This window comes from Lutimonas vermicola (assembly GCF_038433205.1).
In the GTDB taxonomy this organism is placed as follows: domain Bacteria; phylum Bacteroidota; class Bacteroidia; order Flavobacteriales; family Flavobacteriaceae; genus Lutimonas; species Lutimonas vermicola.
Genome location: NZ_JBCDNA010000003.1, coordinates 875,755 through 898,306 on the forward strand (window position 1 = coordinate 875,755; position 22,552 = coordinate 898,306).

23 protein-coding genes are annotated in these 22,552 nt (G+C 38.2%); 4 read left to right on the forward strand and 19 right to left on the reverse strand.

The window, feature by feature from the left end:
- The first annotated feature begins 92 nt into the window (after positions 1–92).
- A complete protein-coding gene (locus AABB81_RS15915) occupies positions 93–509 on the forward strand; it encodes a CBS domain-containing protein (protein WP_342161556.1) in 417 nt (138 codons plus the stop codon).
- Here the strand turns inward: AABB81_RS15915 and AABB81_RS15920 are convergent.
- Positions 488–1,447: a 2-hydroxyacid dehydrogenase gene (locus tag AABB81_RS15920; protein ID WP_342161586.1), complete on the reverse strand. Its 960-nt coding sequence runs from the start codon at positions 1,445–1,447 to the stop codon at positions 488–490. The two genes, AABB81_RS15915 and AABB81_RS15920, sit on opposite strands and share 22 nt — an antisense overlap.
- A 71-nt stretch (positions 1,448–1,518) precedes the next feature.
- On the opposite strand from AABB81_RS15920, the gene AABB81_RS15925 reads away from it, so the two are divergent.
- Positions 1,519–4,089 (forward strand): M14 family zinc carboxypeptidase, encoded by a 2,571-nt coding sequence (locus AABB81_RS15925; RefSeq protein ID WP_342161557.1) that lies wholly within the window; start codon positions 1,519–1,521, stop codon positions 4,087–4,089.
- A gap of 66 nt (positions 4,090–4,155) precedes the next feature.
- Here AABB81_RS15925 and atpG read toward each other — a convergent pair whose 3' ends face one another.
- The 13 genes from atpG to pheS form a co-directional block, all read right to left on the reverse strand.
- The gene (gene atpG, locus AABB81_RS15930; RefSeq protein WP_342161558.1) at positions 4,156–5,016 is read right to left on the reverse strand and encodes an ATP synthase F1 subunit gamma; all 861 of its coding nucleotides are present in this window, start codon (positions 5,014–5,016) and stop codon (positions 4,156–4,158) included.
- Between the two features lie 56 nt (positions 5,017–5,072).
- On the reverse strand, positions 5,073–6,650 hold the full coding sequence (gene atpA, locus AABB81_RS15935; RefSeq protein WP_342161559.1) for a F0F1 ATP synthase subunit alpha: 1,578 nt from the start codon (positions 6,648–6,650) through the stop codon (positions 5,073–5,075).
- Positions 6,651–6,671: 21 nt separating this feature from the next.
- On the reverse strand, positions 6,672–7,229 hold the full coding sequence (gene atpH / locus AABB81_RS15940) for an ATP synthase F1 subunit delta (protein ID WP_342161560.1): 558 nt from the start codon (positions 7,227–7,229) through the stop codon (positions 6,672–6,674).
- 4 nt (positions 7,230–7,233) lie between these two features.
- Positions 7,234–7,734: a F0F1 ATP synthase subunit B gene (locus AABB81_RS15945; RefSeq protein ID WP_342161561.1), complete on the reverse strand. Its 501-nt coding sequence runs from the start codon at positions 7,732–7,734 to the stop codon at positions 7,234–7,236.
- Positions 7,735–7,815: 81 nt separating this feature from the next.
- Positions 7,816–8,007: an ATP synthase F0 subunit C gene (gene atpE, locus AABB81_RS15950; RefSeq protein WP_142784445.1), complete on the reverse strand. Its 192-nt coding sequence runs from the start codon at positions 8,005–8,007 to the stop codon at positions 7,816–7,818.
- A 35-nt stretch (positions 8,008–8,042) separates the two neighbouring features.
- Positions 8,043–9,125, reverse strand: a complete 1,083-nt coding sequence (gene atpB, locus AABB81_RS15955) for a F0F1 ATP synthase subunit A (RefSeq protein WP_342161562.1) — start codon at positions 9,123–9,125, stop codon at positions 8,043–8,045.
- 75 nt (positions 9,126–9,200) lie between these two features.
- The gene (locus tag AABB81_RS15960) at positions 9,201–9,578 is read right to left on the reverse strand and encodes a DUF6168 family protein (protein ID WP_342161563.1); all 378 of its coding nucleotides are present in this window, start codon (positions 9,576–9,578) and stop codon (positions 9,201–9,203) included.
- Positions 9,579–9,584: 6 nt separating this feature from the next.
- Positions 9,585–9,803, reverse strand: coding sequence for an AtpZ/AtpI family protein (locus AABB81_RS15965; RefSeq protein ID WP_342161564.1), 219 nt, complete (start codon positions 9,801–9,803; stop codon positions 9,585–9,587).
- Positions 9,772–10,170 carry a bactofilin family protein gene (locus AABB81_RS15970; RefSeq protein ID WP_342161565.1) on the reverse strand — a complete coding sequence of 133 codons (399 nt, stop codon included), beginning with the start codon at positions 10,168–10,170 and terminating at the stop codon, positions 9,772–9,774. The genes AABB81_RS15965 and AABB81_RS15970 overlap by 32 nt, the downstream gene beginning before the upstream one ends.
- Before the next feature lie 12 nt (positions 10,171–10,182).
- Positions 10,183–12,339: a type IX secretion system periplasmic lipoprotein PorW/SprE gene (porW, locus tag AABB81_RS15975; protein WP_342161566.1), complete on the reverse strand. Its 2,157-nt coding sequence runs from the start codon at positions 12,337–12,339 to the stop codon at positions 10,183–10,185.
- Positions 12,340–12,744: 405 nt separating this feature from the next.
- Entirely contained in the window at positions 12,745–13,920 is a 1,176-nt protein-coding gene (locus AABB81_RS15980; protein WP_342161567.1) for an AIR synthase related protein, read from the reverse strand.
- Positions 13,917–14,372, reverse strand: a complete 456-nt coding sequence (locus AABB81_RS15985; protein WP_342161568.1) for a retropepsin-like aspartic protease family protein — start codon at positions 14,370–14,372, stop codon at positions 13,917–13,919. Before AABB81_RS15985 ends, AABB81_RS15980 begins: the two co-directional genes overlap by 4 nt.
- A 3-nt stretch (positions 14,373–14,375) precedes the next feature.
- Positions 14,376–15,395, reverse strand: a complete 1,020-nt coding sequence (gene pheS / locus AABB81_RS15990; RefSeq protein ID WP_342161569.1) for a phenylalanine--tRNA ligase subunit alpha — start codon at positions 15,393–15,395, stop codon at positions 14,376–14,378.
- Between the two features lie 216 nt (positions 15,396–15,611).
- On the opposite strand from pheS, the gene gdhA reads away from it, so the two are divergent.
- Positions 15,612–16,955: an NADP-specific glutamate dehydrogenase gene (gdhA, locus tag AABB81_RS15995; protein WP_342161570.1), complete on the forward strand. Its 1,344-nt coding sequence runs from the start codon at positions 15,612–15,614 to the stop codon at positions 16,953–16,955.
- A gap of 72 nt (positions 16,956–17,027) precedes the next feature.
- Here gdhA and AABB81_RS16000 read toward each other — a convergent pair whose 3' ends face one another.
- Entirely contained in the window at positions 17,028–17,444 is a 417-nt protein-coding gene (locus AABB81_RS16000) for a c-type cytochrome (protein WP_342161571.1), read from the reverse strand.
- Between the two features lie 146 nt (positions 17,445–17,590).
- Between AABB81_RS16000 and prfA the strand changes: the two genes are divergently transcribed.
- Positions 17,591–18,667 (forward strand): peptide chain release factor 1, encoded by a 1,077-nt coding sequence (prfA, locus tag AABB81_RS16005; protein ID WP_342161587.1) that lies wholly within the window; start codon positions 17,591–17,593, stop codon positions 18,665–18,667.
- Between the two features lie 111 nt (positions 18,668–18,778).
- Here prfA and rplT read toward each other — a convergent pair whose 3' ends face one another.
- The 4 genes from rplT to thrS form a co-directional block, all read right to left on the reverse strand.
- A complete protein-coding gene (gene rplT, locus AABB81_RS16010) occupies positions 18,779–19,123 on the reverse strand; it encodes a 50S ribosomal protein L20 (RefSeq protein ID WP_342161572.1) in 345 nt (114 codons plus the stop codon).
- A 93-nt stretch (positions 19,124–19,216) separates the two neighbouring features.
- Positions 19,217–19,414: a 50S ribosomal protein L35 gene (rpmI, locus tag AABB81_RS16015; RefSeq protein WP_342161573.1), complete on the reverse strand. Its 198-nt coding sequence runs from the start codon at positions 19,412–19,414 to the stop codon at positions 19,217–19,219.
- A gap of 46 nt (positions 19,415–19,460) precedes the next feature.
- Entirely contained in the window at positions 19,461–19,976 is a 516-nt protein-coding gene (gene infC, locus AABB81_RS16020) for a translation initiation factor IF-3 (RefSeq protein WP_342161588.1), read from the reverse strand.
- Positions 19,977–20,061: 85 nt separating this feature from the next.
- Entirely contained in the window at positions 20,062–22,002 is a 1,941-nt protein-coding gene (gene thrS, locus AABB81_RS16025) for a threonine--tRNA ligase (protein ID WP_342161574.1), read from the reverse strand.
- Positions 22,003–22,552: the final 550 nt, after the last annotated feature.

Genomic DNA, 22,552 nt, shown 5'->3' on the forward strand with positions numbered 1-22,552 from the left:
CTTAGGATTGAAATTCAGTTGACCATGATTTAAATCATTTTATTTCTGGGATATTTATGTGTACTTTATAATAGTTTTAAAGGCCATGTTGTATGAAAAAAAATGAACCTATATCAAGTATCATGACGAAAGAGCTTGTTACTCTGACATTGGATGATACGCTTTATTCAGCAGAAAAGAGAATGAAAAAGAACCATATTAGGCATATGCCAGTTGTACAGGGCGATAAACTTATTGGACTTATTAGTTTGTCCGATCTTCAACGTGTAAGTTTTATCGATGCCTATGGCAAGGAAGGCACTGAAGATACGCCCATATATAATATGCTAGACATCAAAGACTTGATGATTAAAAAACCTTTAACAGCAAGCCCTCAAACCACTATTCTGGAGGTTTCAAAGTTACTGGCCAGTAAAGAATTTCATTCCTTACCGGTTGTAGAAAATGACAAACTGGTGGGGATCATTACCACTACGGATCTCCTGCACTATTTTATTGAATTGTGCTGATCTAACATGGCGGCAACTTTGTGGACAATGGTTTCTGCCAGTTTAAGTTTTGATTCTACAGTCCATCCGGCCACATGAGGACTTAAAATTACCTTATCTGAACTGATCAAATATTGAAAATCTTCAGGTAAGGTATTTTCTTTGGAGAAAAAGTTTTCAAAAGAAGCTTTTTCATATTCCAGTACATCCAGGCAGGCACCAAGAACTTTTCCTGATGCTAATGAACTTACCAAGTCTTTCGTAACCACCGCCGAGCCTCTGGCTGTATTGATCAAATATATATTGTGCTCAAATTTTTTCAGGAACCCTTCGTTGACCATGCCGTTTGTTAACTCAGTTTGAGGGGTATGCAAGCTCAGTACTTCTGTTTTCTCGAAAAGTTCCTTAAGGCTTACCTGTCGGGCGTTTGCATCCCCAACATCAGGTTTGATATCATAACAAATAACTTCACTGTCAAAACCCTTTAACTTTTTAGCAAAGGCTTTTCCCATATTGCCATAGCCAATAAGTCCTATCGTCTTGCCTTCCAGCTCAATTCCCCGATTGTCTTCTCTTAGCCAGACTCCTCTCCTGATCTCACTGTCAGCTTTTATCAATTTGTTGAAAAGCGCCAGTATCATGCCCAGGGCATGTTCTCCCACAGCATTTTTGTTTCCTTCCGGAGCTGCAATAAGATGAATCCCTTGCTGTTCAGCAAAATCAACATCAATATTTTCCAGACCGGCACCGACCCTGCCAATAAATTTAAGCTTGCTTGCTTTTTTTATAAATTCCCTGTCAATGGTAAATCGGCTTCTGATGATCAGTCCGTCATACAAATGAATCTTGCCTTCAACCTCCGACCTGGATGAAGTATAATCTTCATCGCACTCGAAATTCAAATTCATTAGTCCTTCCAATAAATAAGGGTGATTTGTATCTAAAAACAGAACTTTCATCATTTCACGTATTTTTTACAAAAATATGGGAACTGAATTATTAAAAGATCCTTAATTTTAAAAAAAACTAAATGAAACAAATATACTGCAGGCTTATCATTTGGCTATTGGTTCTGGTCCATATACCGGCATTGGCTCAGGATTACTATTTCGAATCGTATAAACCTTTTAACCAATCAATTCCCAGTCCGGAAGAATTTTTAGGTTATCCAATTGGGGAATATCATACGCGCCATGATTTGGTTGTGGCTTATATGTATACTCTCGCGGAGTTTTCAGACAGGGCATCCGTTCAGGTTTATGGTAAAACACATGAAAACAGGAAGTTGTTAATGCTTCAAATTGCCAGTCCGTCAAATCTTGAAAATTTGGAGAAAATTAAAAGCAAACACCTTGAAGTTGTCAATCCTGAAATTCAGGTTAGTGATTTTAAAGAGCTGCCCTTGTTCATTAACCTTGCTTACGGGGTTCATGGCAACGAACCCTCAAGTACCGAAGCAGCGATGCTGATCGCCTATACTTTAGTGGCTTCAGAATGTGAGGAAGTAAAAAAATATCTTGATGAAGTTATTGTTTTTCTTGATCCAACTATTAACCCTGACGGAAGAGACCGGCACAGCAATTGGGCAAATAGTTACAGGGGACAACCTTTGATTGCCGACAAGTTTGATATCGAGCACAACGAAGGCTGGCCAGGAGGCAGGACAAATCATTACTGGTTTGATTTAAACAGGGATCTCCTGCTGGGGGTAAACCCTGAATCAAGGGGAAGGTTAAAATGGTATCACAACTGGTATCCGAATGTCGTGACCGATTTTCATGAAATGGGATCCGGCAGCACATATTTCTTTGAACCAAAGAATAAATCAGCTTCCTTAAACCCCATTACGCCCTCTGAAAACAGAGATGTGCTCAATAAGGTCTTCGCAGATCAGTTTGCTGCCGACCTTGATCAAATAGGCTCATTTTACTTCACAGACGAAGTGTATGATTCAACCTATCCGGGCTACGGATCCACGTATATGGACCTTCAGGGTTCTTTGGCCCTGTTGTTTGAGCAGGCAAGTTCGAGAGGTCATTTACAGGAAACACCAACAGGTGAAATTTCATTTGCATTTACAATCAGGAACCATTACGTGTCAAGTATAGCAACACTTAAGGCGGCCATTGCGAATAAGGAACTCCTGTATAAGTATCAAAACGATTTTTTCAGGAATTCACTAAAAAAAGCAAATGCCTCCAGCATCAAAGGTTATGTCTTTGGCGACCCATACGACAGGAACCGCAATAAGGAATTTCTCGATGTATTACTTCAGCATCAAATTGAAGCTTACCCTGTTTCCAGAGACCTGAAAGTGAACAACACCAGCTTTAAGAAGGGATTTTCTTATGTGGTTCCTACCAGTCAAAAACAGTATTATTTGGTTCAGTCATTATTTGAGACTTTTAAGTCGTATAAAGACAGTGTATTCTACGATACTTCTGCCTGGTCATTGGTTAATTTCTACAATATGAAATACCAACCGGTTTCAAAATTACCTGAAAGGGGAAAAAAAGTTACAGCAGATACAAATCTTGTTCATCTGTATAAGCTTGAAAAAAGTGATTATGCCTACCTCATTCCTTATGATGATTATTACGCTCCCGGCCTTCTGTATGATCTGCAGGATCATGGCCTGGTTGTTAAGGTTGCCAACAAGGCCTTTTCTGTCAATATAGACGGTAAAGAGATGGATTTTCGAAGAGGGACCTTAATGGTGCCGGTACAAGATCAGTTTGATGTCGATAAGGAAAGTGTTTACGAACGGGTCAAGGAAGCGAGCCATGAATTCGGGATACAGGCCTACCCTGCAGCAGGTGGAATGACCAGCAGGGGAAACGGGTTGGGAAGCCACAGTTTTCAAACGTTGAAGAAACCCAATGCCATGATGCTGGTTGAAGGAACTGTGAGTTCTTATGAAGCAGGAGAAGTATGGCATTTATTTGAGAACAGAATGAAAATCCCATTGGTTAAAGTTCCTGAAAGGAGACTTTACCTCACGGATATTTACAGGTATAATGTTATCATCATGGTCTCCGGAAATTATGGGCTTCTCGACAAAATTCAAAAAGAGCGGCTTGCCCAGTGGGTGGGAGATGGAAACACGCTGATTGCAACTGCCAAGGGAAGCAGCTGGGTAATTAATCAAAAAATTGCAGAGGAAACACTTATTTCATCGAACACGGATACCCTTTCTCATGCCGGTCGGAGTAATTATAACAAAGCTATAGGCAGTATTGAAAAGCACAATATCGGAGGTGCTATTTTTGGGATTGACCTCGATATTACCCATCCGATTGCCTATGGCTATCACAGCAGAAAGGTTCCCGTTTATAAGAATAACCGAGTTTGGTTAGCCCCGAGCAAGAACCCTTATTCGACAGTTGGAAAGTATCTGGAGGAACCTCATATAGACGGATACATCAGTAAGGAGAATCTCGAGATTATGAAGGGGGCAGCATCCATAGTGGTGAGTAAAAGAGGCAAGGGGAGGATTATACTTTTTGCTGATAACCCTAACTTTAGAGGAGCCTGGTACGGAACCAATAAATTATTTATGAATGCAATTCATTTTGGTTCCTTGGTAAAAGTTCCTCAATAGCAATAAATCCAGGGATAAAAAAAACTCCAAAGATGTCTTTGGAGTTTTTTTTATGGTCTTTTTTGTTTAATTATTCAGCGCTTCGGCACCACCAACGATCTCAAGAATCTCATTAGTGATCGATGCCTGACGTGCTTTGTTGTATACAAGCAATAAGTCGTCTCTAAGCTCAGTCGCATTATCAGTGGCCTTATGCATTGCAGTCATCCTGGCTCCGTGTTCTGAGGCATATGAGTCTCTTATGGCCTTGTACAATTGCATTTTCAAAGACTTTGGGATCAATCCTTTTACGATATCTGCTTTATTAGGTTCAAAAATATAATCAGCATCAGCCTGGTCAGTCTCTTCTCCCGCAACAATCGGTAAATATTGCTCCTGGGTAACAATCTGAGTGGCAGCATTTTTAAACCTGTTGTATACCAGGTCAATGCGGTCAAAATTTCCTTTGGCAAATTGATCCATGAGATCCTCCGCAAAAGGTGCTGTATTTTCAAAACTCAGATCGTCAAAAAGATGACTTTCAAAGCTATAAATGGTGAAAGTTTTTGATAGTATATCATTTCCTTTCTTACCAATAGTAAGTATCGAAACATCTTTACCGGCATATTTGTTTTTGGCCAAACGAGCCGTCTCTTTGATGACTGCTGAGTTAAAACCACCGCATAAACCCCTGTTAGAGGTTATCGCTACAATCAATACCTTTTGAATATCTCTCTTCTCGGTGAATTCCCCGCCGTCATCACTGTCGAGCGTGGCACTTAGGTTTTGCAATAACTCGGTTAATTTATTAGAATAAGGACGCATTTGCACAATCGCATCCTGGGCTTTTTTCAACTTTGCAGCAGATACCATTTTCATGGCACTGGTGATCTTCATGGTTGACCCAATAGACGAGATTCTGTTACGTATTTCTTTTAAATTTGCCATTCTCTATATAATTGTACATTTAGAACTCCGTGTGCTGAATTCAAAACTTTAATCTTTTACTCGTATTTTGCAGATATTTCTTTAGCTACTTTTTCTAATGTATCAGTAACTTCATCGGTTAATTTACCTGCTTTTAATGTTTCAAGTATTTCGCTGTACTTAGCACGTAAGAATTCAAGGTAATCTTTTTCAAATTCTTTTACTTTTTCAACAGGAACTTTTCTCAATAAATCCTTGGAACCTGCATAAATGATAGCAATCTGATCTTCGACTGCAAAAGGATCATTTTGAGCTTGTTTCAATATCTCAACATTTCTTTTTCCTTTTTCAATCACGTTAAGCGTGGCAGCATCAAGGTCTGAACCAAATTTTGCGAAAGCTTCAAGTTCACGGTACTGAGCTTGGTCAAGTTTTAAAGTACCTGCAACCTTTTTCATTGATTTGATCTGGGCGTTACCACCTACACGCGATACAGAAATACCCACATCAATCGCCGGTCTAACACCAGAGTTAAACAAATCTGATGTAAGGAATATCTGACCATCGGTAATAGAAATTACGTTGGTTGGAATATAAGCAGATACGTCACCAGCCTGAGTTTCAATAATAGGAAGAGCTGTTAATGAACCACCACCTTTTACTTTTCCTTGTAAAGAAGGAGGTACGTCATTCATTTGAGAAGCAATTGCATCATCATTGATCACTTTTGCAGCTCTTTCAAGAAGTCTTGAGTGTAAATAGAATACGTCACCCGGATATGCCTCACGTCCCGGAGGTCTTCTTAATAACAAAGAAACCTCACGATAGGCTACAGCTTGTTTTGAAAGGTCATCATAGATGATAAGAGCAGGTCTGCCTGTATCTCTGAAGTATTCTCCGATAGCTGCTCCTGCAAATGGTGCGTAAAACTGCATTGGAGCGACATCAGATGCGTTGGCTGCAACAATAGTAGTATAAGCCATAGCTCCTTTTTCTTCAAGGTTTTTAGCAATTCCTGCTACTGTAGAACCTTTTTGACCAATGGCCACATAGATACAATATACCGGTTCACCCGCATCATAAAATTTTTTCTGATTTAGAATGGTATCAATTGCAACCGTAGACTTACCTGTTTGACGGTCACCGATGATCAATTCACGTTGCCCTCGACCGATAGGAATCATGGCATCCACCGATTTCAATCCTGTCTGTAAAGGCTCGGTTACCGGTTCCCTGAAAATTACCCCTGGTGCTTTTCTCTCTAATGGCATTTCAAAAGTTTCTCCTTCAATAGGTCCTTTACCATCAATGGGTTCACCCAAAGTATTTACAACCCTTCCAAGGATTCCTTCACCTACATTGATCGAAGCAATTCTTTCGGTACGTTTTACCGTTGCACCTTCTCGGATAGCAGTTGACTCACCTAATAATACTACTCCGACATTATCTTCTTCCAGGTTAAGAACGATACCTTCAAGTCCGCCTTCAAAAACCACAAGTTCTCCATACTGCACATTAGATAATCCATAGATTCTGGCAATACCATCACCTATTTGCAATACAGTTCCTATTTCAGTCAGGGAAGCTTTACCTTCAAATCCCGTTAGTTGTTCTTTTAAAATTGCTGATACTTCAGCCGGTTTTATTGTTGCCATTTTTACTAGTTATTATCTTAATTAGATTTTAGGTACATATTGATTATCTTCAAATTGAGAAAGCAGGTCTTTTAATCTAGATGATACACTTGAATCATACTGTTTATCTCCAATTCTCAAGATGAATCCCCCAATTATGGAAGGGTCTATTATATTATTCATAGAAATTTCCTTGCCGATGGATTCTTCAATTTTTTTAAGAATTTCGGTTTCAAGTTCTTTCGTTAAAGGAACTGCGGATGTGATCTGAGCTACTTCAATTCCCTTCAGGAAATCATATATGATGATGTATTCTTTCGCTACTAAAATTAAAAGGGCAGGTCTCTTGTTTTCAATCAAAAGGTTTAAAAGACCCATGGTGATCCCGTTTACTTTTTTTTCGAAGATCTCAGTAAGGACTGCTTTTTTTGCTTTTGCTTTGATCACAGGGCTTTTTAACATTACTTCCAGGTCGTGATTCTCTTCAATCGTTGACTGGATTAATATCATGTCGTCATTTACCTCTTTTGCAAACCCTTTTTCTTTTGCGAGGTTTAATGTTGCCTTAGCGTATCTTAATGCTGCTCTAGTTCCTACCATGTTGCTATTTTAACTTAGCTTCTTCTAACATTTTTTCAATCAACTTCACCTGTTTGCCTTTGTTTGACAATTCGTCCTGCATGATGTTTTCGGCGATTCCAATTGATAACTCAGCCACTTGGTTTTTTAATTCAGTGATGGCGGCAAGTTTTTCGTTTTCTATGGTTTGCCTGGCTTGTTCAATAATATAATTCGATTGTGTTTTTGCCTCATCTTTTGCCTCAGTGATCATTTTCTCTTTAATCATTCTGGCATCTTTTAACATACCATCTCTTTCAGCTCTTGCTTCTTTTAAGATTTGTTCGTTGCTGGATTTGAGATCAACCATTTCCTGACGAGCTTTATCAGCTTCGTCTAAAGCGTTTTGTATTCCTTCTTCTCTGCTGTTTAATGCATCCAAAATTGGCTTCCAGGCATATTTTTTCAGTAAAAAAAGCAAAAGAACAAAAAGAATCATTTGCCAGAAAAAAAGTCCAAATGAAAAATCGTTGATTAATTTCTCCATGTGTTTATTTTGTAAATATTAATATTGTTTTTGAAAACAATAGCTATAACCAACCGTTATAGCTATTGTTAATGATTAAGATTAAACTGCGAATAAAGCAGCAAATCCAATACCTTCAATAAGCGCCGCTGCAATCAACATCGCTGTTTGAATTTTACCTGTAGCTTCAGGTTGACGAGCAATAGCGTCCATTGCTGAACCGCCAATTCTACCGATACCGATACCGGCACCAATTACAACCAATCCTGCACCTACAATAGCTGGAATCTCCATAATATATATATAATTAAAAATTAAACATTCAATACTTAATGTGCTTCATCATGCTCGTGTTCTTCAACAGCAAATCCAAAATATAAGGCAGAAAGCATGGTGAAGATATAAGCCTGTAACAAGGCAACTAATAATTCAATCATGGAAATCGCAAAAGCAAGTACAAATGAAAGACTGCTTCCTATCCAATTTCGAAATACAAAGATCAAACCTACCAAACTCATCAATACGATGTGTCCGGCCATAATGTTCGCATACAAACGAATCATCAGGGCAAAAGGTTTAATAAATACTCCCAACAATTCTATAGGAGCTAATATGATTTTCATCGGAACCGGTACTCCGGGCATCCAGAATATGTGTTTCCAATAGTTTTTATTTCCTGAAAATTGAGTGATCAAAAAGGTTAACATGGCAAGAGCAAAAGTCACGGCAATATTACCTGTTACATTGATACCCAAAGGGGTAAGTCCGAAGAGGTTCAAAAACCATACAAAAAAGAATACGGTCAATAAGAAACTCATGTATTTTTTATAATGTTTTTCACCAATGTTAGGAATGGCGATCTCATCTCTGATATAAACAACGATAGGTTCAAAAAACCTTCCTGCTCCCTTGGCTATCGGACCTTTGCCAAAAGATCTGGCCAATCCGGTAAAAAGAAGCAACATCAAGATACCGGTAACCATGATCATCAATACACTTTTTGTAATTGAAAAATCAAGAGGTTTGATATTCGTTGGATGATGGTCGTCGTCAAAATTTAAAGTACCTTCAGCATCCGTCTTGTAAATTTTATTATGGTATAATCTGTAGAAATTCCCATTGCTTTCGGCAACCGATTCTCCATGATGAAACTTAGAAGATGAAAACAAGTGAAAGCCTTCGTCAATAAGGATAACGGGAAGAGAAAAACCATACTGCTTGTTTTTCTCAGTATCACTAAAGAGTATAAAATCGTGGGAATCTTGAATGTGATGATTAATACTTTCCTTGATTTCTGTTTTTCTATCAATTTGTTCCGGTGTACCTTCGTGCTCTTCGTGCTGTGCATTAAGGTGAAAGCTAAATACTAAAACTGTGATTGTAAGGAATTTTACTAAAAACTTACTTTGCATCTTTAACAAATTATATTGGCTTAAAAAATCGGTGCAAATGTAATATATTTATTTGGATAGATTATAAATAAAACCTTATTTTTTCAGAAATTTGATGACTCCGAAAGTTTCGAAAATCAGACTGATAACATAAGGTATAAAAAATGCTGCGAATTCATATGAGTCAAGCCTTCCATCAAGTTTATAGTAAGGGTAAAAAAAGATGAAAAAGAAGAGAAATTTCACAAAGCTTCCGGCCATGTATAGAAAACCTAATTGCTCTGACATTTTTGTTTTTAAAAGTAAAAGTGCAAGGTATATGCCTATGGCTAAAGCACAATTTACAAGATACGCTGCTATGATTCGATTATCAAAAACAGGCACATTGAGTTGATGCAGTACAAAAACATGGATCAAAAAGACAAGCAGCAGAGCAATGATGAGAAACAAAGTAAATTTCAAAAATGAACTCATGCTCACTTAGTTATCAAGGTTTTTGATTTGTCTTAAAAGGCTGTAAAATGATATGGTAATTCCAAGTAATGTCAATACAATAGTGTAGGCATTATTCTCAGTATATCTTGCGTCCAGCCATTTGCCCAAATGCGCAAAAAGGTATATAGTTATACCCATTTGCAGGCCTATACCTGTAAGGACAATATATTTGTTAAGCTGTTTTTTTGGTTTTTTCTGAGTCATTTGGCATCACTTTGACAGAACCTTTCATGGCGCAGGTGGCATTGAATGCTGCCCCCGGTTCTACGGATAATTTACCCATTACAACGTCTCCGCTAATGTCTGCAGTATTTTTTAAAGAAAGGACCTGATCTACAATAAGTTTTCCAGAAAATGAACCTTCAATATCGGCATTTGTACATTCGATGGTTCCTGAAACGAACCCTTCTTTACCAATAACAACCCTTCCACTGGTTTTAATGGTGCCTTCTATTTTTCCATCTACCCTAAAATCCCCGTCGGATTTTATATCTCCCACAAGTGAAGTGTTTTTAGCGATAATGTTACGTTCTCCAACTGGATTCGGACTTTCTTTTTTTTCGTTGAACATAATAATATAGTTTTAGTTTTGTTGTAATTTTTCTTTCAATCCTGATAATTTAACAAGCGCTTCCTCTGCATGATCACTTTCTTCGGTATTGGGGTAATTCAATATGATTTCATTTAATTTTTCTCTAAATTCCTCTTCTCCTATAGTCTTATATATGACATAAGCCTTAAGCAGCTCGAATTTCGCTTCAATTTCAAGCCCTTTGAAAAGCTCAAGCCCTTCATTAACGGTTCTAAGTGCATAATCAAAATCTTCTTCTTCATAGCAAACGAAGGCGGTTCGGTACATAAATTCCGGACTGTTGTCGTCATTGGCATCATCTAAAACATTATTCGGGTTTTTGATCATTTCGGCATAACGAGAATCCGGATAATCAGTAACGATTTCATCACGGTATTTATTGCTCATATCTGTGTTAAAAAAGGCATAGGTTTTGTACAAATGATATTTTACAGGCAAAACCAGGTTCTCTTTAGGTTCATTTTCCAGAAATCTTTCAAAATCCAAAGCGGCGATTTCATATTCACTGAATTGTTCTTTGTATATCAATCCAAGATTGTAATAAGCATCGTTCCTCACATCATGCAGGCTGTCTATAACCTTTTCACTTTTTGGAATCTGATCTGTATAGTATGCCGTCTTAAAGAGAAGGCTTGTGTCCAGCTCCACCTTGGTTTCCTTGACAAAAATATCAGAGCTCAGACCAACGTTTTGAGCGACTAACCAAAAATCCCCTAAAGGAATATTGCCGTATTTATTTTTGAACTGTTGTTTGCCGATCCCTACTACTTGCGGGTTATAAAAATAAAATGTACCCCCATCATTTGAGCTGGTATTTGTCAAAGCCATATCTCCCAGCCCGATATTGGCATTGTTCTGTTCATTAAGTATCCTCTCGGTTTCATACCGGGCCTTGAGCTCCTCGATATATGCCTTAAAATAGAGATCTCTTTCTCCTTCAGACATAGTGACAAGACTAAGGATACTATCACTTTTCCTGGCAATGTTTTCATAGAAGATCACGTCGTTGAGACTTTCCCTTTTTCTGATGAGCCTTCTGATGCGCTTTGTATTCTGGTCTATTGGAATTTGCAATACACTGTCGTAATAGGCTCCTGCCATTTCAAAACTGGTTTTGTCAAAATAAAAATTTCCCAGGCTTTCGTAAGAAAGGCTTTTTTGATAGGGCTTTGAGGTGTTGTGGACAACAGACAATTCAAATAAGCCGCGGGCCTGCTCGAAATTTTCATTTTTCAGTGCAATCAGGCCTGCCTGATAATACAATTCATCTAAATAGGCTCTGTTATCCCTGTTCTTGATAAGATCCTCAAGGGTATACAAAACAATGCTGGTACTATCGGCCTCTGAATAATTCTTGGCCCGTTCAATAGCTCCGTGTACTTTATATTTTTGAGGTACATGTTTGAGATAACCGAGCGATTCAAAAACCATGTTGGATGAATCGATCTTTTGCTGTTCCCTGTAGATTTGCCCGAGGATAAACAAATTTCTCGGACCTTGGTTGGGGTCCGTCATATAAAAAGTAGCCTTTTTTAAATGATCCACCACCAGATGTGTGCTATCTAACTGTGTATAGGCCATGGCCATGGCAGTATGTGCTTTCTCGTATTCTTCTTCGGTTAGCTCAATATTCCGCAATACTAAACTAAGCGTTTCAAGGGCAAGTTTTTCATTCTGCAGCCTGATATGAGTCTTGGCTTTCCATATTTTGGTTTCCCTGTAAAGGTCTGCATTTGGATAATTTTCAATGCTAAAAGTAAAAGCCTCAAGAGCCGGAATAAACCTCTGTAAATAATACCTTGATTTTCCCAAGAGTAAATAGGCTTCATCGATCTGATTATTTTTTTCAAATCCATCTATGACCATCGAATGCTTTTGAATGGTTTTTACAGCTTTTTCTTCTGCTTTATCAAAACCTTGAGCCTCGCTGTTGTCATCGACAGTTTGACCAGGTAAGGGAATAAAATCTTCTTCTATTTTCAGGGGTTCTATAGGAAGTCTTTCCCAAAAATTGTCTTCATAGGAGGCATCAAGCTCTTTTTTTGCTTCCTCGAATGCAATATTGCCATTATGTAGAATATTGAATTTAGCCGACATCGCGTGATTAGTTCGATGGATAAAACTGTCCTTTTTTGTGGAACAGCTCATCACGAATGCTATCGATGTGAAATAAAATATAAAACGTTTAATGCCTTTTTTCAAAATTTTAGCCTGGGCCTGTCTTTTATAGTTTGATAAATGATGGGGTGGGGTAAAAGTACAAATTAATCATAAATTTTATATGATTGCAGCCAGGATTCTCATGATAGCAAGGGGATAAATATCGAATTTTTAAATCATGAGCGTATTCCGGACCCAAAAATTGACGAATTCACTTTATCACGGTTGGGCGGAACTTCTTCAATTCCTGTAAAGTTTCTTCAGAAACAGGAAGCGCGTTGATCACTTCTCTATTCCGGAGCACTGATATTCTTTCGTACAGCTCTGAGAGGCGGCCCGTATTATGCCTAAAATACAGGGATAACCAACTCAAAATATATAACCGTAAAATCCTTAAGAATATTCAAAATCCCCGTAAGGGCCTTTGATGGTAAGTTTTTTTGATGGTGACTTTTTAACCCGGCCCACAATCTGGGCCTCTACACCAAATGAACGTGAAATTTCAATCAGGTCATTCGCGATGTCTTCAGGTACATACAATTCCATTCGATGGCCGCAGTTAAAAACCTGATACATTTCCCTCCAACTGGTTTGGGATTGTTCCTGAATTAATTTGAACAATGGTGGTACTTCGAATAAATTATCTTTTATGATGTGGAGGTCATCAATAAAATGAAGAATTTTGGTCTGTGCCCCACCGCTGCAATGCACCATACCATGAATCTTTTGCCTGTGTTTTTCAAGCATTTTAATAATGATCGGGGCATAGGTTCTCGTAGGAGAGAGCACCAATTTCCCGGCATCAATTGATACGCCTTCCACCCGTTCTGTAAGTTTTATATTTCCTGAATAGACAAGGTCTGACGGAACCGCATGGTCAAAACTTTCAGGATACTTTTCGGCAAGATATTTCGAGAAAACGTCATGACGCGCACTTGTTAGCCCGTTACTTCCCATTCCCCCGTTGTACTCTTTTTCGTAAGTGGCCTGTCCAAATGAAGCAAGCCCTACAATGACGTCACCATCAACTATATTTGCATTGTCAATTACGTCTTTCCTTTTAAGCCTGGCCGTAACTGTGGAGTCAACAATGATGGTCCTTACCAAATCCCCGACATCAGCAGTTTCACCACCTGTCGAATAAATTTTTACCCCAAATTCATTGAGTTCCTTGAGCAATTCTTCGGTGCCATTTATAATGGCAGAAATTACCTCACCAGGAATGAGGTTCTTATTTCTTCCTATCGTAGAAGAAAGGATAATGTTTTGAGTGGCGCCAACGCATAAAAGGTCATCTATATTCATGATCAAGGCATCCTGGGCAATTCCTTTCCACACAGAGATGTCTCCCGTTTCCTTCCAGTACATATAGGCGAGGGATGATTTTGTTCCTGCTCCGTCAGCGTGCATCACAAGGCAATAATCATCGTCATGAGTTAAATGGTCCGGTACGATTTTACAAAAAGCCTTTGGAAAAAGACCCTTGTTTACATTTTTGATCGCTTTGTGTACATCCTCTTTTTGAGCCGAAACCCCTCTTAAACCATATCTGTTATCTTGGCTGCTCATGATCCTTTCTTTTTGTTCAATAAATATAGGTACTTTTTATTGTAGTCAATGATGGCCTTTCCCTTGTGAAGAATATCAGCACCTATAATTCCTTTGACCGGGCCGGCCTCTTGATTTTCAAGGGCCTTATTGATGTGGCTTAAATCGATTAAAATCAATGAAATCTTTTTCAGTTTGAATTTGCCAATAGCAATGCTGTTTTTGGTTGATATCAAGGTGTCTATTTCACTGGGTCCGGCTCCGCTTGCTTTGTGTTCAGAGTCTTTCGTTTCAAGATTAAAAAAAGCGATGTCATCAGTTCCTACGCATGATTTGGAGGCTCCAGTATCAAGAATAAAAGTGCCCTTGATGCCATTGATCCTGGCATTTATTTCAAAATGATTTGTGATGGTTTTTTTTAGTTTGATCCTCACATATCCCTTGTCGAGTAAAAATTCTTTCAGGTCATGCATAGTTTAAATTACTGATTTAAACTGTTTCAGGAATCTTATGTCATTTTCATAAAACATTCTGATATCAGGAATTTGATACAACAGCATGGCTATCCTTTCAATGCCCATGCCAAAAGCATATCCCGTATAAATCTCAGGATCAATATTGGCATTTTTAAGTACGTTCGGATCAACCATTCCACAGCCCATGATCTCGAGCCACCCCGTTCCTTTTGTGATCTTATAGTCAGTTTCAGTTTCGAGACCCCAGTATATGTCTACCTCTGCACTGGGCTCGGTGAACGGAAAATAAGAAGGCCTAAGCCTGATTTTTGATTTACCGAACATTTCTTTTGTAAAATACAACAAGGTTTGTTTTAAATCAGCAAATGACACATCAGTATCAATATACAAGCCTTCTATCTGATGGAATATACAATGTGACCTTGCCGAAATATCTTCGTTTCTAAAAACCCTTCCCGGGGAAACGGTTCTGATGGGGGGTTTATGACTTTCCATATACCGTACCTGTACGGAGGAAGTATGGGTTCGCAATAAAATGTCTGGATCTTTTTCGATAAAAAAGGTATCCTGCATATCTCTTGCAGGATGGTATTCAGGCAGATTAAGAGCCGTGAAATTATGCCAGTCATCTTCTATTTCCGGGCCTTCAGACACTGTAAAGCCAATTCTTGAGAATACATCGATGATCTGATTCTTTACTATTGAAATTGGATGCCTGGCTCCAAGTGCTATTGGTTCTCCCGGGCGCGTAAGATCTCCGTACAACTTTTGGCCGGATTCACTATTTTCAATAGAATTTTTAAGTTCATTAACCTTTTCGGTCGCGGCATTTCTCAACTCATTTAAAGACTGGCCTATTTCTTTCTTCATAGAGGGTTCCACCTCTTTAAATTCAGCGAATAGTTGTTTAAGAAGGCCTTTACTCCCTAAATACTTAATTCTAAAAGCCTCAATCTGTTCCAAACTTTCGGTTCTAAAATCTTGGATATCATTTAAATGATCAATAATTTTTTGCTTCATTTCCGCCAATAAATTTAGATGGCAAATTTACATTTTTTTGTTGGATTCTTGATTTTATCAGCTGCAATTTTTGATCCGACTGACTTCGTTAAAATATTGAATTTGATTCCTTAAAATAAGTCGAAATTAATATTCTTTTCTGTAGTTCAATATTATTAAATTAATTATTTTTGCTATGAAAAAATCATATTTTAATAATTTAATCCATACAAAATTATGAAGTCAAAAATAAATGCCTTTATGAAAGAAATTGAGGAGCGAAATGGGCATGAACCAGAATTCATGCAAGCAGTTCAGGAAGTTGCCGAAACTGTGATTCCATATATAGTTTCTCAGGATATATATCATGGTAAGAATATTTTAATGCGTATGGTTGAGCCAGAAAGAGCTGTATCCTTCCGTGTTTCCTGGGTTGATGATGATGGTGAAATCTGTGTCAATCGAGGTTATCGAATACAAATGAATTCGGCCATTGGGCCCTATAAAGGAGGTTTGAGATTTCACCCAACCGTTAATATGAGTATTTTAAAATTTCTAGCTTTTGAACAGGTGTTCAAAAACAGTCTTACTACCCTTCCTATGGGAGGCGGAAAAGGTGGTTCAGATTTTGATCCAAAAGGAAAGTCTGATAGTGAGATCATGAGATTCTGTCAGAGCTTTATGACTGAACTCTACAGGCATATAGGCCCCAACACGGATGTACCTGCAGGAGACATTGGAGTAGGAGGAAGAGAGATTGGTTATTTGTATGGTATGTATAAGCGTTTAAAGAATGAGTTTACCGGGGTTCTTACAGGTAAAGGAATGTCATGGGGAGGTTCTTTAATCAGACCTGAAGCTACCGGATATGGTACAGTATATTTTGCTGACAGCATGCTGAAAACACGCAATGATTCAATGAAAGGCAAAACAGTATTGGTTTCAGGATCGGGTAATGTTGCCCAATACGCTACTGAAAAAGCAACACAATTGGGAGCTAAGGTCGTAACCTTATCTGATTCATCAGGATATATTTACGATGCTGATGGAATTGATGCTGAAAAGCTGGCCTTTGTGATGGAACTTAAAAATATAAAAAGAGGAAGAATCAGTGAGTATGTTAAAAAGTATCCAACGGCAAAATTCACAAAAGGTAAAACGCCTTGGCATGAGAAGTGTGATGTAGCAATGCCTTGTGCGACTCAGAATGAAGTAGACGGAGATGATGCCAAAGCTTTATTGTCAAACGGATGTTTTGTTGTAAGTGAAGGTGCCAATATGCCATCTAATCTGGAAGCAGTACACGCTTTCTTAAAGGCCAAAATCCTTTATGCACCGGGAAAAGCTTCTAATGCAGGTGGAGTTGCAACTTCAGGTTTAGAGATGAGCCAGAATTCATTGAGAATGAACTGGACAAGAGAAGAGGTTGATGGAAAGCTTAAAGAAATTATGAAAAATATCCATGACGCCTGTATCAAATACGGGAAAGAAGAGGATGGGTATGTTGATTATGTAAGAGGAGCTAACATTGCCGGATTTGTTAAGGTGGCTGATGCCATGCTAGCACAAGGGGTCGTTTGATTCCTGTGAATTAGTTCAAAAAAAAACCTTTCGTCATCGGCGAAAGGTTTTTTTTGAACAATATACATCATGCTATTTTGCATTTTTCATATAAGCAGCAATAGCTTTTAATTCTTCTTCTTTTAAGTCCTTTACGAAACCATCAAGATTAGCTTTCATAATTGCTACCTGGCCAGGATCTGTTTCAACGATTGCCTCTTTGTCGCCTTTTAAAAATTCTACAATACTTGCATCATTCTGATCATATACTTTTACGATATCCTTAATTGAAGGACCTACAATCTTTGCATCAAGCTGGTGGCATGATACACAAGTCTTTTCTGTGAATAGTTTTTCACCTAGAGCGATCATATCATCGCCGGCAACTGGTGCTTCCTTTGCAGCCTCAACAGGTGCTTCTACTTCTTTTTTAACTTCCTCTTTTTTTGCTTCTCCACAACTTATTATTGCCAGGGAAAAAATGGTAAATACAAAAAGTATTTTTTTCATAGTACTGAATTTACGGGTTAATTTAATATGCAAATTTATTATAAAAATGCCAATTTCACGCAAGTTATCCATTATAATTATTGGAATTTAATCTTGTGCTTTACAAAGGATAAAAAGTGTTAAATTTGCAGCATAATTCAAAGATGATGATTGATAAAATACAAATAGTAAAACAACGATTTGATGAAGTGGCCGACCTGATCATCCAACCGGATGTAATCATGGATCAAAAACGTTATGTCAGATTGAATAAGGAGTACAAAGACCTTAAGAAAATCGTTGATAAAGGCGAGGTATTAGCAGCAGCACTTTCGAATTTAAAGGAGGCCAATGAGATTATTGCAGATGGATCTGATCCTGAAATGGTTGAAATGGCCAAAATGCAACTCGAGGAAGCAAATGAAAAGATTCCTCAATTGGAAGAAGAGATCAAATTTTTATTGATCCCGCAGGATCCAGAAGATGCCAAGAATGTTATTGTAGAGATACGGGCTGGGACCGGAGGAGATGAAGCCAGTATATTTGCAGGTGATTTATACAGGATGTATACCAAGTTTGCTGCTGACAATGGATGGACCGTGGAACTCGAGGACCTTAGTGAAGGGACTTCGGGGGGCTTTAAAGAGATTATTTTTAGTTTGAGCGGAGAAGATGTTTACGGAACCATGAAGTTTGAGTCAGGGGTTCACAGGGTTCAGCGAGTGCCACAAACAGAAACTCAGGGCAGGGTACATACTTCTGCTGCAACAGTAATGGTATTGCCCGAAGCAGAGGAATTTGATATTGACCTTAAAATGAGTGATGTGCGGGTCGATTATTTTTGTGCATCAGGGCCTGGAGGGCAATCGGTGAATACAACGTATTCTGCTGTTCGTTTAACACACGTTCCTACGGGTATAGTCGCCCAATGCCAGGATCAGAAGTCACAGCACAAGAATAAGGATAAAGCGTTTAAAGTACTGCGTTCAAGGATTTATGAAGTGGAATTAGAAAAAAAATTAAAGGAAGATTCAGCGAAACGGAAGACATTAGTAGCCAGTGGTGACAGGTCTGCAAAAATCAGAACTTATAATTATCCTCAGGGCAGGGTAACGGAGCACAGAATTGGACTTACCTTATATGACCTTAACAATGTCATGAATGGTGATATCCACAAAATCATAGAAGAACTGAAGCTCGCTGAGAATGCTGAAAAGCTCAAAGCAACAGAAGAAGAGTTTTAAATCATAATTTGTGATTGGAGTTAACTGATTACAAAAAAATAGTTTCACAATATTGCATAAAAAAAACCTGAGGTAAAGCCTCAGGTTTTTTTATATAAGCAAGTATTTGTTTTATTTAATTTTATCTACAATCGCTTTAAATGCTTCCGGTTCATTCATTGCAAGGTCGGCGAGAACTTTTCTGTTCAAGTCAATATTGTTTGCTTTGATTTTACCCATGAATTGCGAGTATGATAAGCCGTGTTCCCTTGCTCCTGCATTTATACGCTGGATCCATAGGCCACGGAAATTTCTTTTGTTCTGTTTTCTGTCGCGATATGCATAAAGCATTGCTTTTTCAACTGCATTCTTCGCAACGGTATATACATTTTTACGTCTCCCAAAGTAACCTTTGGCTTGTTTTAAAATCTTTTTTCTACGAGCTCTTTTGGCTACTGAATTTACTGATCTTGGCATGTTTTAAATTTTTTTGTGATAGGCAGATTTTTAAATCGTTTTCGAGGCGCTAACACATGGTTTATAATTAATTACCTTTTAAACCTTACTGGTTTATTTTAACGCTAATTGTTGTTTGATATTGGCCTCATCTGATTTGTGAACCAAACCGGCATGTGTCAATTTCAATTTACGTTTTTTGCTTTTTTTGGTCAAAATATGACTTTTGAAAGCGTGTTTTCTTTTAATCTTACCGGTACCCGTTAGTTTAAAACGTTTCTTAGCACTGGATTTTGTCTTCATTTTAGGCATCTTCTTCCTATTTAATTACTTGCTTATACTATTTTTTCCTACTCCTTTATTTCTTCTTTTTGGATGCAATGAACATTGTCATTCTTTTTCCTTCCAGTTTTGGCATTTGCTCCACCGTTCCATATTCTTCCAATTCCTGGGCCAATCTCAATAAAAGGATCTGTCCCTGATCTTTAAATACAATTGATCTTCCTTTAAAGAAAACATAAGCCTTTAATTTGGCTCCGCTTTCAAGAAACTTGATAGCGTGTTTCTTTTTGAACTCAAAATCGTGTTCATCAGTATTCGGACCAAACCGAATTTCTTTAACTACAACCTTACTCGCCTTAGATTTTAAGGCCTTCTCACGTTTTTTCTGCTCGTAAAGAAACTTTTTGTATTCTATTATCTTACAAACCGGAGGTGACGCTTTTGGAGAAATTTCAACAAGGTCAAGATCCAGTTCATTCGCTATTTCCCGAGCTTCTCTTATCGGATAAATACCTGTCTCAACATTATCCCCAACAAGACGCACTTCCGGAGCGTCAATTTTGTGATTTATCTTGTGTAAATCTTCTTTTATTATTCTCCAAGGTTTTCTTGCTCCTCTGTTTCTTCGAATTGCTATAGCTGTAAATTTTTAGTTCCTTTAAGGAATTGGTTATATATTAAAACTGTTGTAACGTTTTGTCTATTTCATTTTGAATGATGTCGGCAAATTCTTCTACTGTAAACGAACCTAAATCACCCTCGCTGTGCTTTCTCACTGACACTGTGCCTTCTTTCTCTTCATTTTCCCCTATGATCAACATAAAAGGAATTTTATTCATTTCTGCATCCCTGATTTTTCTACCCACTTTTTCATTGCGGTCGTCAACGAGGGCGCGAATTTCGGAATTTTCTAGCAAATGTAAAACTTTTTTAGTATAATTTTCGTATTTCTCGCTGATAGGTAGTAAAATAACTTGTTCCGGGGTGAGCCATAATGGAAAATTACCTCCGGTATGCTCAATTAGGATAGCTATAAACCTTTCCATGGATCCAAAAGGTGCGCGATGGATCATAACGGGCCTGTGAAGTTGGTTGTCGGATCCCTTATATGTCAGGTCAAACCTTTCGGGCAGGTTATAATCAACTTGAATCGTACCAAGCTGCCAGCTTCTGCCTAAAACATCTTTCACCATAAAATCAAGTTTCGGGCCATAGAATGCTGCTTCCCCATATTCAATGATCGTTTTAAGACCCTTTTCTTTAGCAGATCTCATAATGGCATTTTCTGCCTTCTCCCAGTTTTCATCGCTACCGATATACTTTTCCTTATCCTCAGGATCCCTCAGGGAGATCTGTGTCGTAAAATCTTCAAAACCTAAGGCGCTGAACACATAGAGTACAATATCAATTACGGCATTAAATTCTTCATTTAACTGTTCCGGTGTACAGAAAATATGGGCATCATCCTGTGTAAACCCTCTTACCCTGGTTAAACCATGAAGTTCCCCGCTTTGTTCATAGCGATAAACGGTGCCAAATTCGGCAAACCTTTTCGGCAGGTCTTTATATGAATACGGCTTCGTATTGTAAATCTCGCAATGATGTGGACAGTTCATTGGTTTCAGGAGAAATTCTTCATTCTCTTTAGGTGTGTGGATGGGTTGAAAACTGTCTTCTCCGTATTTTGCATAGTGCCCTGAGGTAACATAAAGTTCCTTTTGGCCTATATGCGGACTGATCACCATTTCATAACCTGCCTTTTTTTGTGCTTTCTTAAGAAAGTTTTCAAGCCGTTCTCTCAAGGCTGCTCCTTTGGGTAGCCATAAAGGAAGGCCCTGTCCAACTTTTGCCGAAAAAGCAAATAGTTCGAGTTCTTTGCCTAATTTTCTGTGGTCACGCTTCTTGGCCTCTTCCAGCAGCTCAAGATATTCTTTAAGTTCTTTTTGTTTTGGGAATGATATACCATAAACCCTTGTGAGTTGAGGTTTATTCTCATCTCCTCTCCAATAGGCTCCGGCCACACTCATGATCTTTACGGCTTTTATGATTCCGGTATTGGGTACGTGCCCTCCTCGGCACAGGTCAGTAAAGTCGCTGTGGTCGCAAAAAGTAATATCACCGTCTGTGAGGTTTTTAATAAGTTCTACCTTGTATTCATTGCCTTTTTCCTCGTAATAAGCCAATGCGTCGGCTTTGGAAACTTCACGCATCTCAAATTCAAATTTTTGACGGGCAAAGTCAAGCATTTTATCTTCGATATTCTTAAAATCAGATTCGGATATTCCCTGTTCGCCAAAATCGACGTCGTAATAGAAGCCGTTTTCAATGGCAGGACCTATGGTTAATTTGGCGTCGGGATGAAAAAACAAGATAGCTTGAGCCAATAAATGCGCAGATGAATGCCAAAATGCTTTTTTTCCTTCTGGATTATTCCAGGTATAGAGTGTAAGCGGGCCGTCAGTGGTTAAAGGTGTTTTGGTTTCTACGGTATTGCCGTTGAAGTTCGCTGAAATAACATTTCTTGCGAGACCTTCGCTAATGCTTTTTGCCACTTCCATCGGAGTTGTATTTTTTTCAAACTCCTTAACACTGCCATCTGGTAATGTAATTTTGATCATATGCTCAGATATATAAGGTGGCAAAGATACATATCAGAATTCAAATAAAGAATAGAATATCATCTAAAGAATAGAAAGGCACCCTAAAATCCACCTCTTTGCAGGCAGCTCTAAAAAGCCGATATAGATATTATGGTGTTACCTTGTTTTTGAGTGAAAATAAGATGAGTTGATGGTGAAAAATAAGTGTAAAATATTTCTTTGGAAAGCACAGGTTTTCAGCTCTTTGTAATTAAGACTATAAATTTAAAGAAAAAACCAGAGAAATAATTAGGTTGGTATTCATATTTGATTGTATTTTTGCAGCCGCTTAAAAACAGTAATATACTTGTTTTACAAGCGAAGTTCAAGTTGAAATAAAGCCGAAAAACGCAGTCAAAAAATAAATAGACATTTTTGTTATATTTATTTGGTGATTATAGAAAAAGGTTTTAGTTTTGCACCCGCTTTTAGAGGGTAGCAATATGCGGAGGGAGAAGAGCGAGAAAAGGATTAAGAGAAGTTCATTGAAAATATTGAAGATTGACAGCGTAACAAAGAGAGTAAAATT

Coding starts and splice junctions, on each gene's coding strand:
- AABB81_RS15915 (WP_342161556.1), top strand. CDS start 93: ATGAAAAAAAATGAACCTATATCAAGTATCATGACGAAAGAGCTTGTT.
- AABB81_RS15920 (WP_342161586.1), bottom strand. CDS start 1,447: ATGAAAGTTCTGTTTTTAGATACAAATCACCCTTATTTATTGGAAGGA.
- AABB81_RS15925 (WP_342161557.1), top strand. CDS start 1,519: ATGAAACAAATATACTGCAGGCTTATCATTTGGCTATTGGTTCTGGTC.
- atpG (WP_342161558.1), bottom strand. CDS start 5,016: ATGGCAAATTTAAAAGAAATACGTAACAGAATCTCGTCTATTGGGTCA.
- atpA (WP_342161559.1), bottom strand. CDS start 6,650: ATGGCAACAATAAAACCGGCTGAAGTATCAGCAATTTTAAAAGAACAA.
- atpH (WP_342161560.1), bottom strand. CDS start 7,229: ATGGTAGGAACTAGAGCAGCATTAAGATACGCTAAGGCAACATTAAAC.
- AABB81_RS15945 (WP_342161561.1), bottom strand. CDS start 7,734: ATGGAGAAATTAATCAACGATTTTTCATTTGGACTTTTTTTCTGGCAA.
- atpE (WP_142784445.1), bottom strand. CDS start 8,007: ATGGAGATTCCAGCTATTGTAGGTGCAGGATTGGTTGTAATTGGTGCC.
- atpB (WP_342161562.1), bottom strand. CDS start 9,125: ATGCAAAGTAAGTTTTTAGTAAAATTCCTTACAATCACAGTTTTAGTA.
- AABB81_RS15960 (WP_342161563.1), bottom strand. CDS start 9,578: ATGAGTTCATTTTTGAAATTTACTTTGTTTCTCATCATTGCTCTGCTG.
- AABB81_RS15965 (WP_342161564.1), bottom strand. CDS start 9,803: ATGACTCAGAAAAAACCAAAAAAACAGCTTAACAAATATATTGTCCTT.
- AABB81_RS15970 (WP_342161565.1), bottom strand. CDS start 10,170: ATGTTCAACGAAAAAAAAGAAAGTCCGAATCCAGTTGGAGAACGTAAC.
- porW (WP_342161566.1), bottom strand. CDS start 12,339: ATGAGCTGTTCCACAAAAAAGGACAGTTTTATCCATCGAACTAATCAC.
- AABB81_RS15980 (WP_342161567.1), bottom strand. CDS start 13,920: ATGAGCAGCCAAGATAACAGATATGGTTTAAGAGGGGTTTCGGCTCAA.
- AABB81_RS15985 (WP_342161568.1), bottom strand. CDS start 14,372: ATGCATGACCTGAAAGAATTTTTACTCGACAAGGGATATGTGAGGATC.
- pheS (WP_342161569.1), bottom strand. CDS start 15,395: ATGAAGCAAAAAATTATTGATCATTTAAATGATATCCAAGATTTTAGA.
- gdhA (WP_342161570.1), top strand. CDS start 15,612: ATGAAGTCAAAAATAAATGCCTTTATGAAAGAAATTGAGGAGCGAAAT.
- AABB81_RS16000 (WP_342161571.1), bottom strand. CDS start 17,444: ATGAAAAAAATACTTTTTGTATTTACCATTTTTTCCCTGGCAATAATA.
- prfA (WP_342161587.1), top strand. CDS start 17,591: ATGATTGATAAAATACAAATAGTAAAACAACGATTTGATGAAGTGGCC.
- rplT (WP_342161572.1), bottom strand. CDS start 19,123: ATGCCAAGATCAGTAAATTCAGTAGCCAAAAGAGCTCGTAGAAAAAAG.
- rpmI (WP_342161573.1), bottom strand. CDS start 19,414: ATGCCTAAAATGAAGACAAAATCCAGTGCTAAGAAACGTTTTAAACTA.
- thrS (WP_342161574.1), bottom strand. CDS start 22,002: ATGATCAAAATTACATTACCAGATGGCAGTGTTAAGGAGTTTGAAAAA.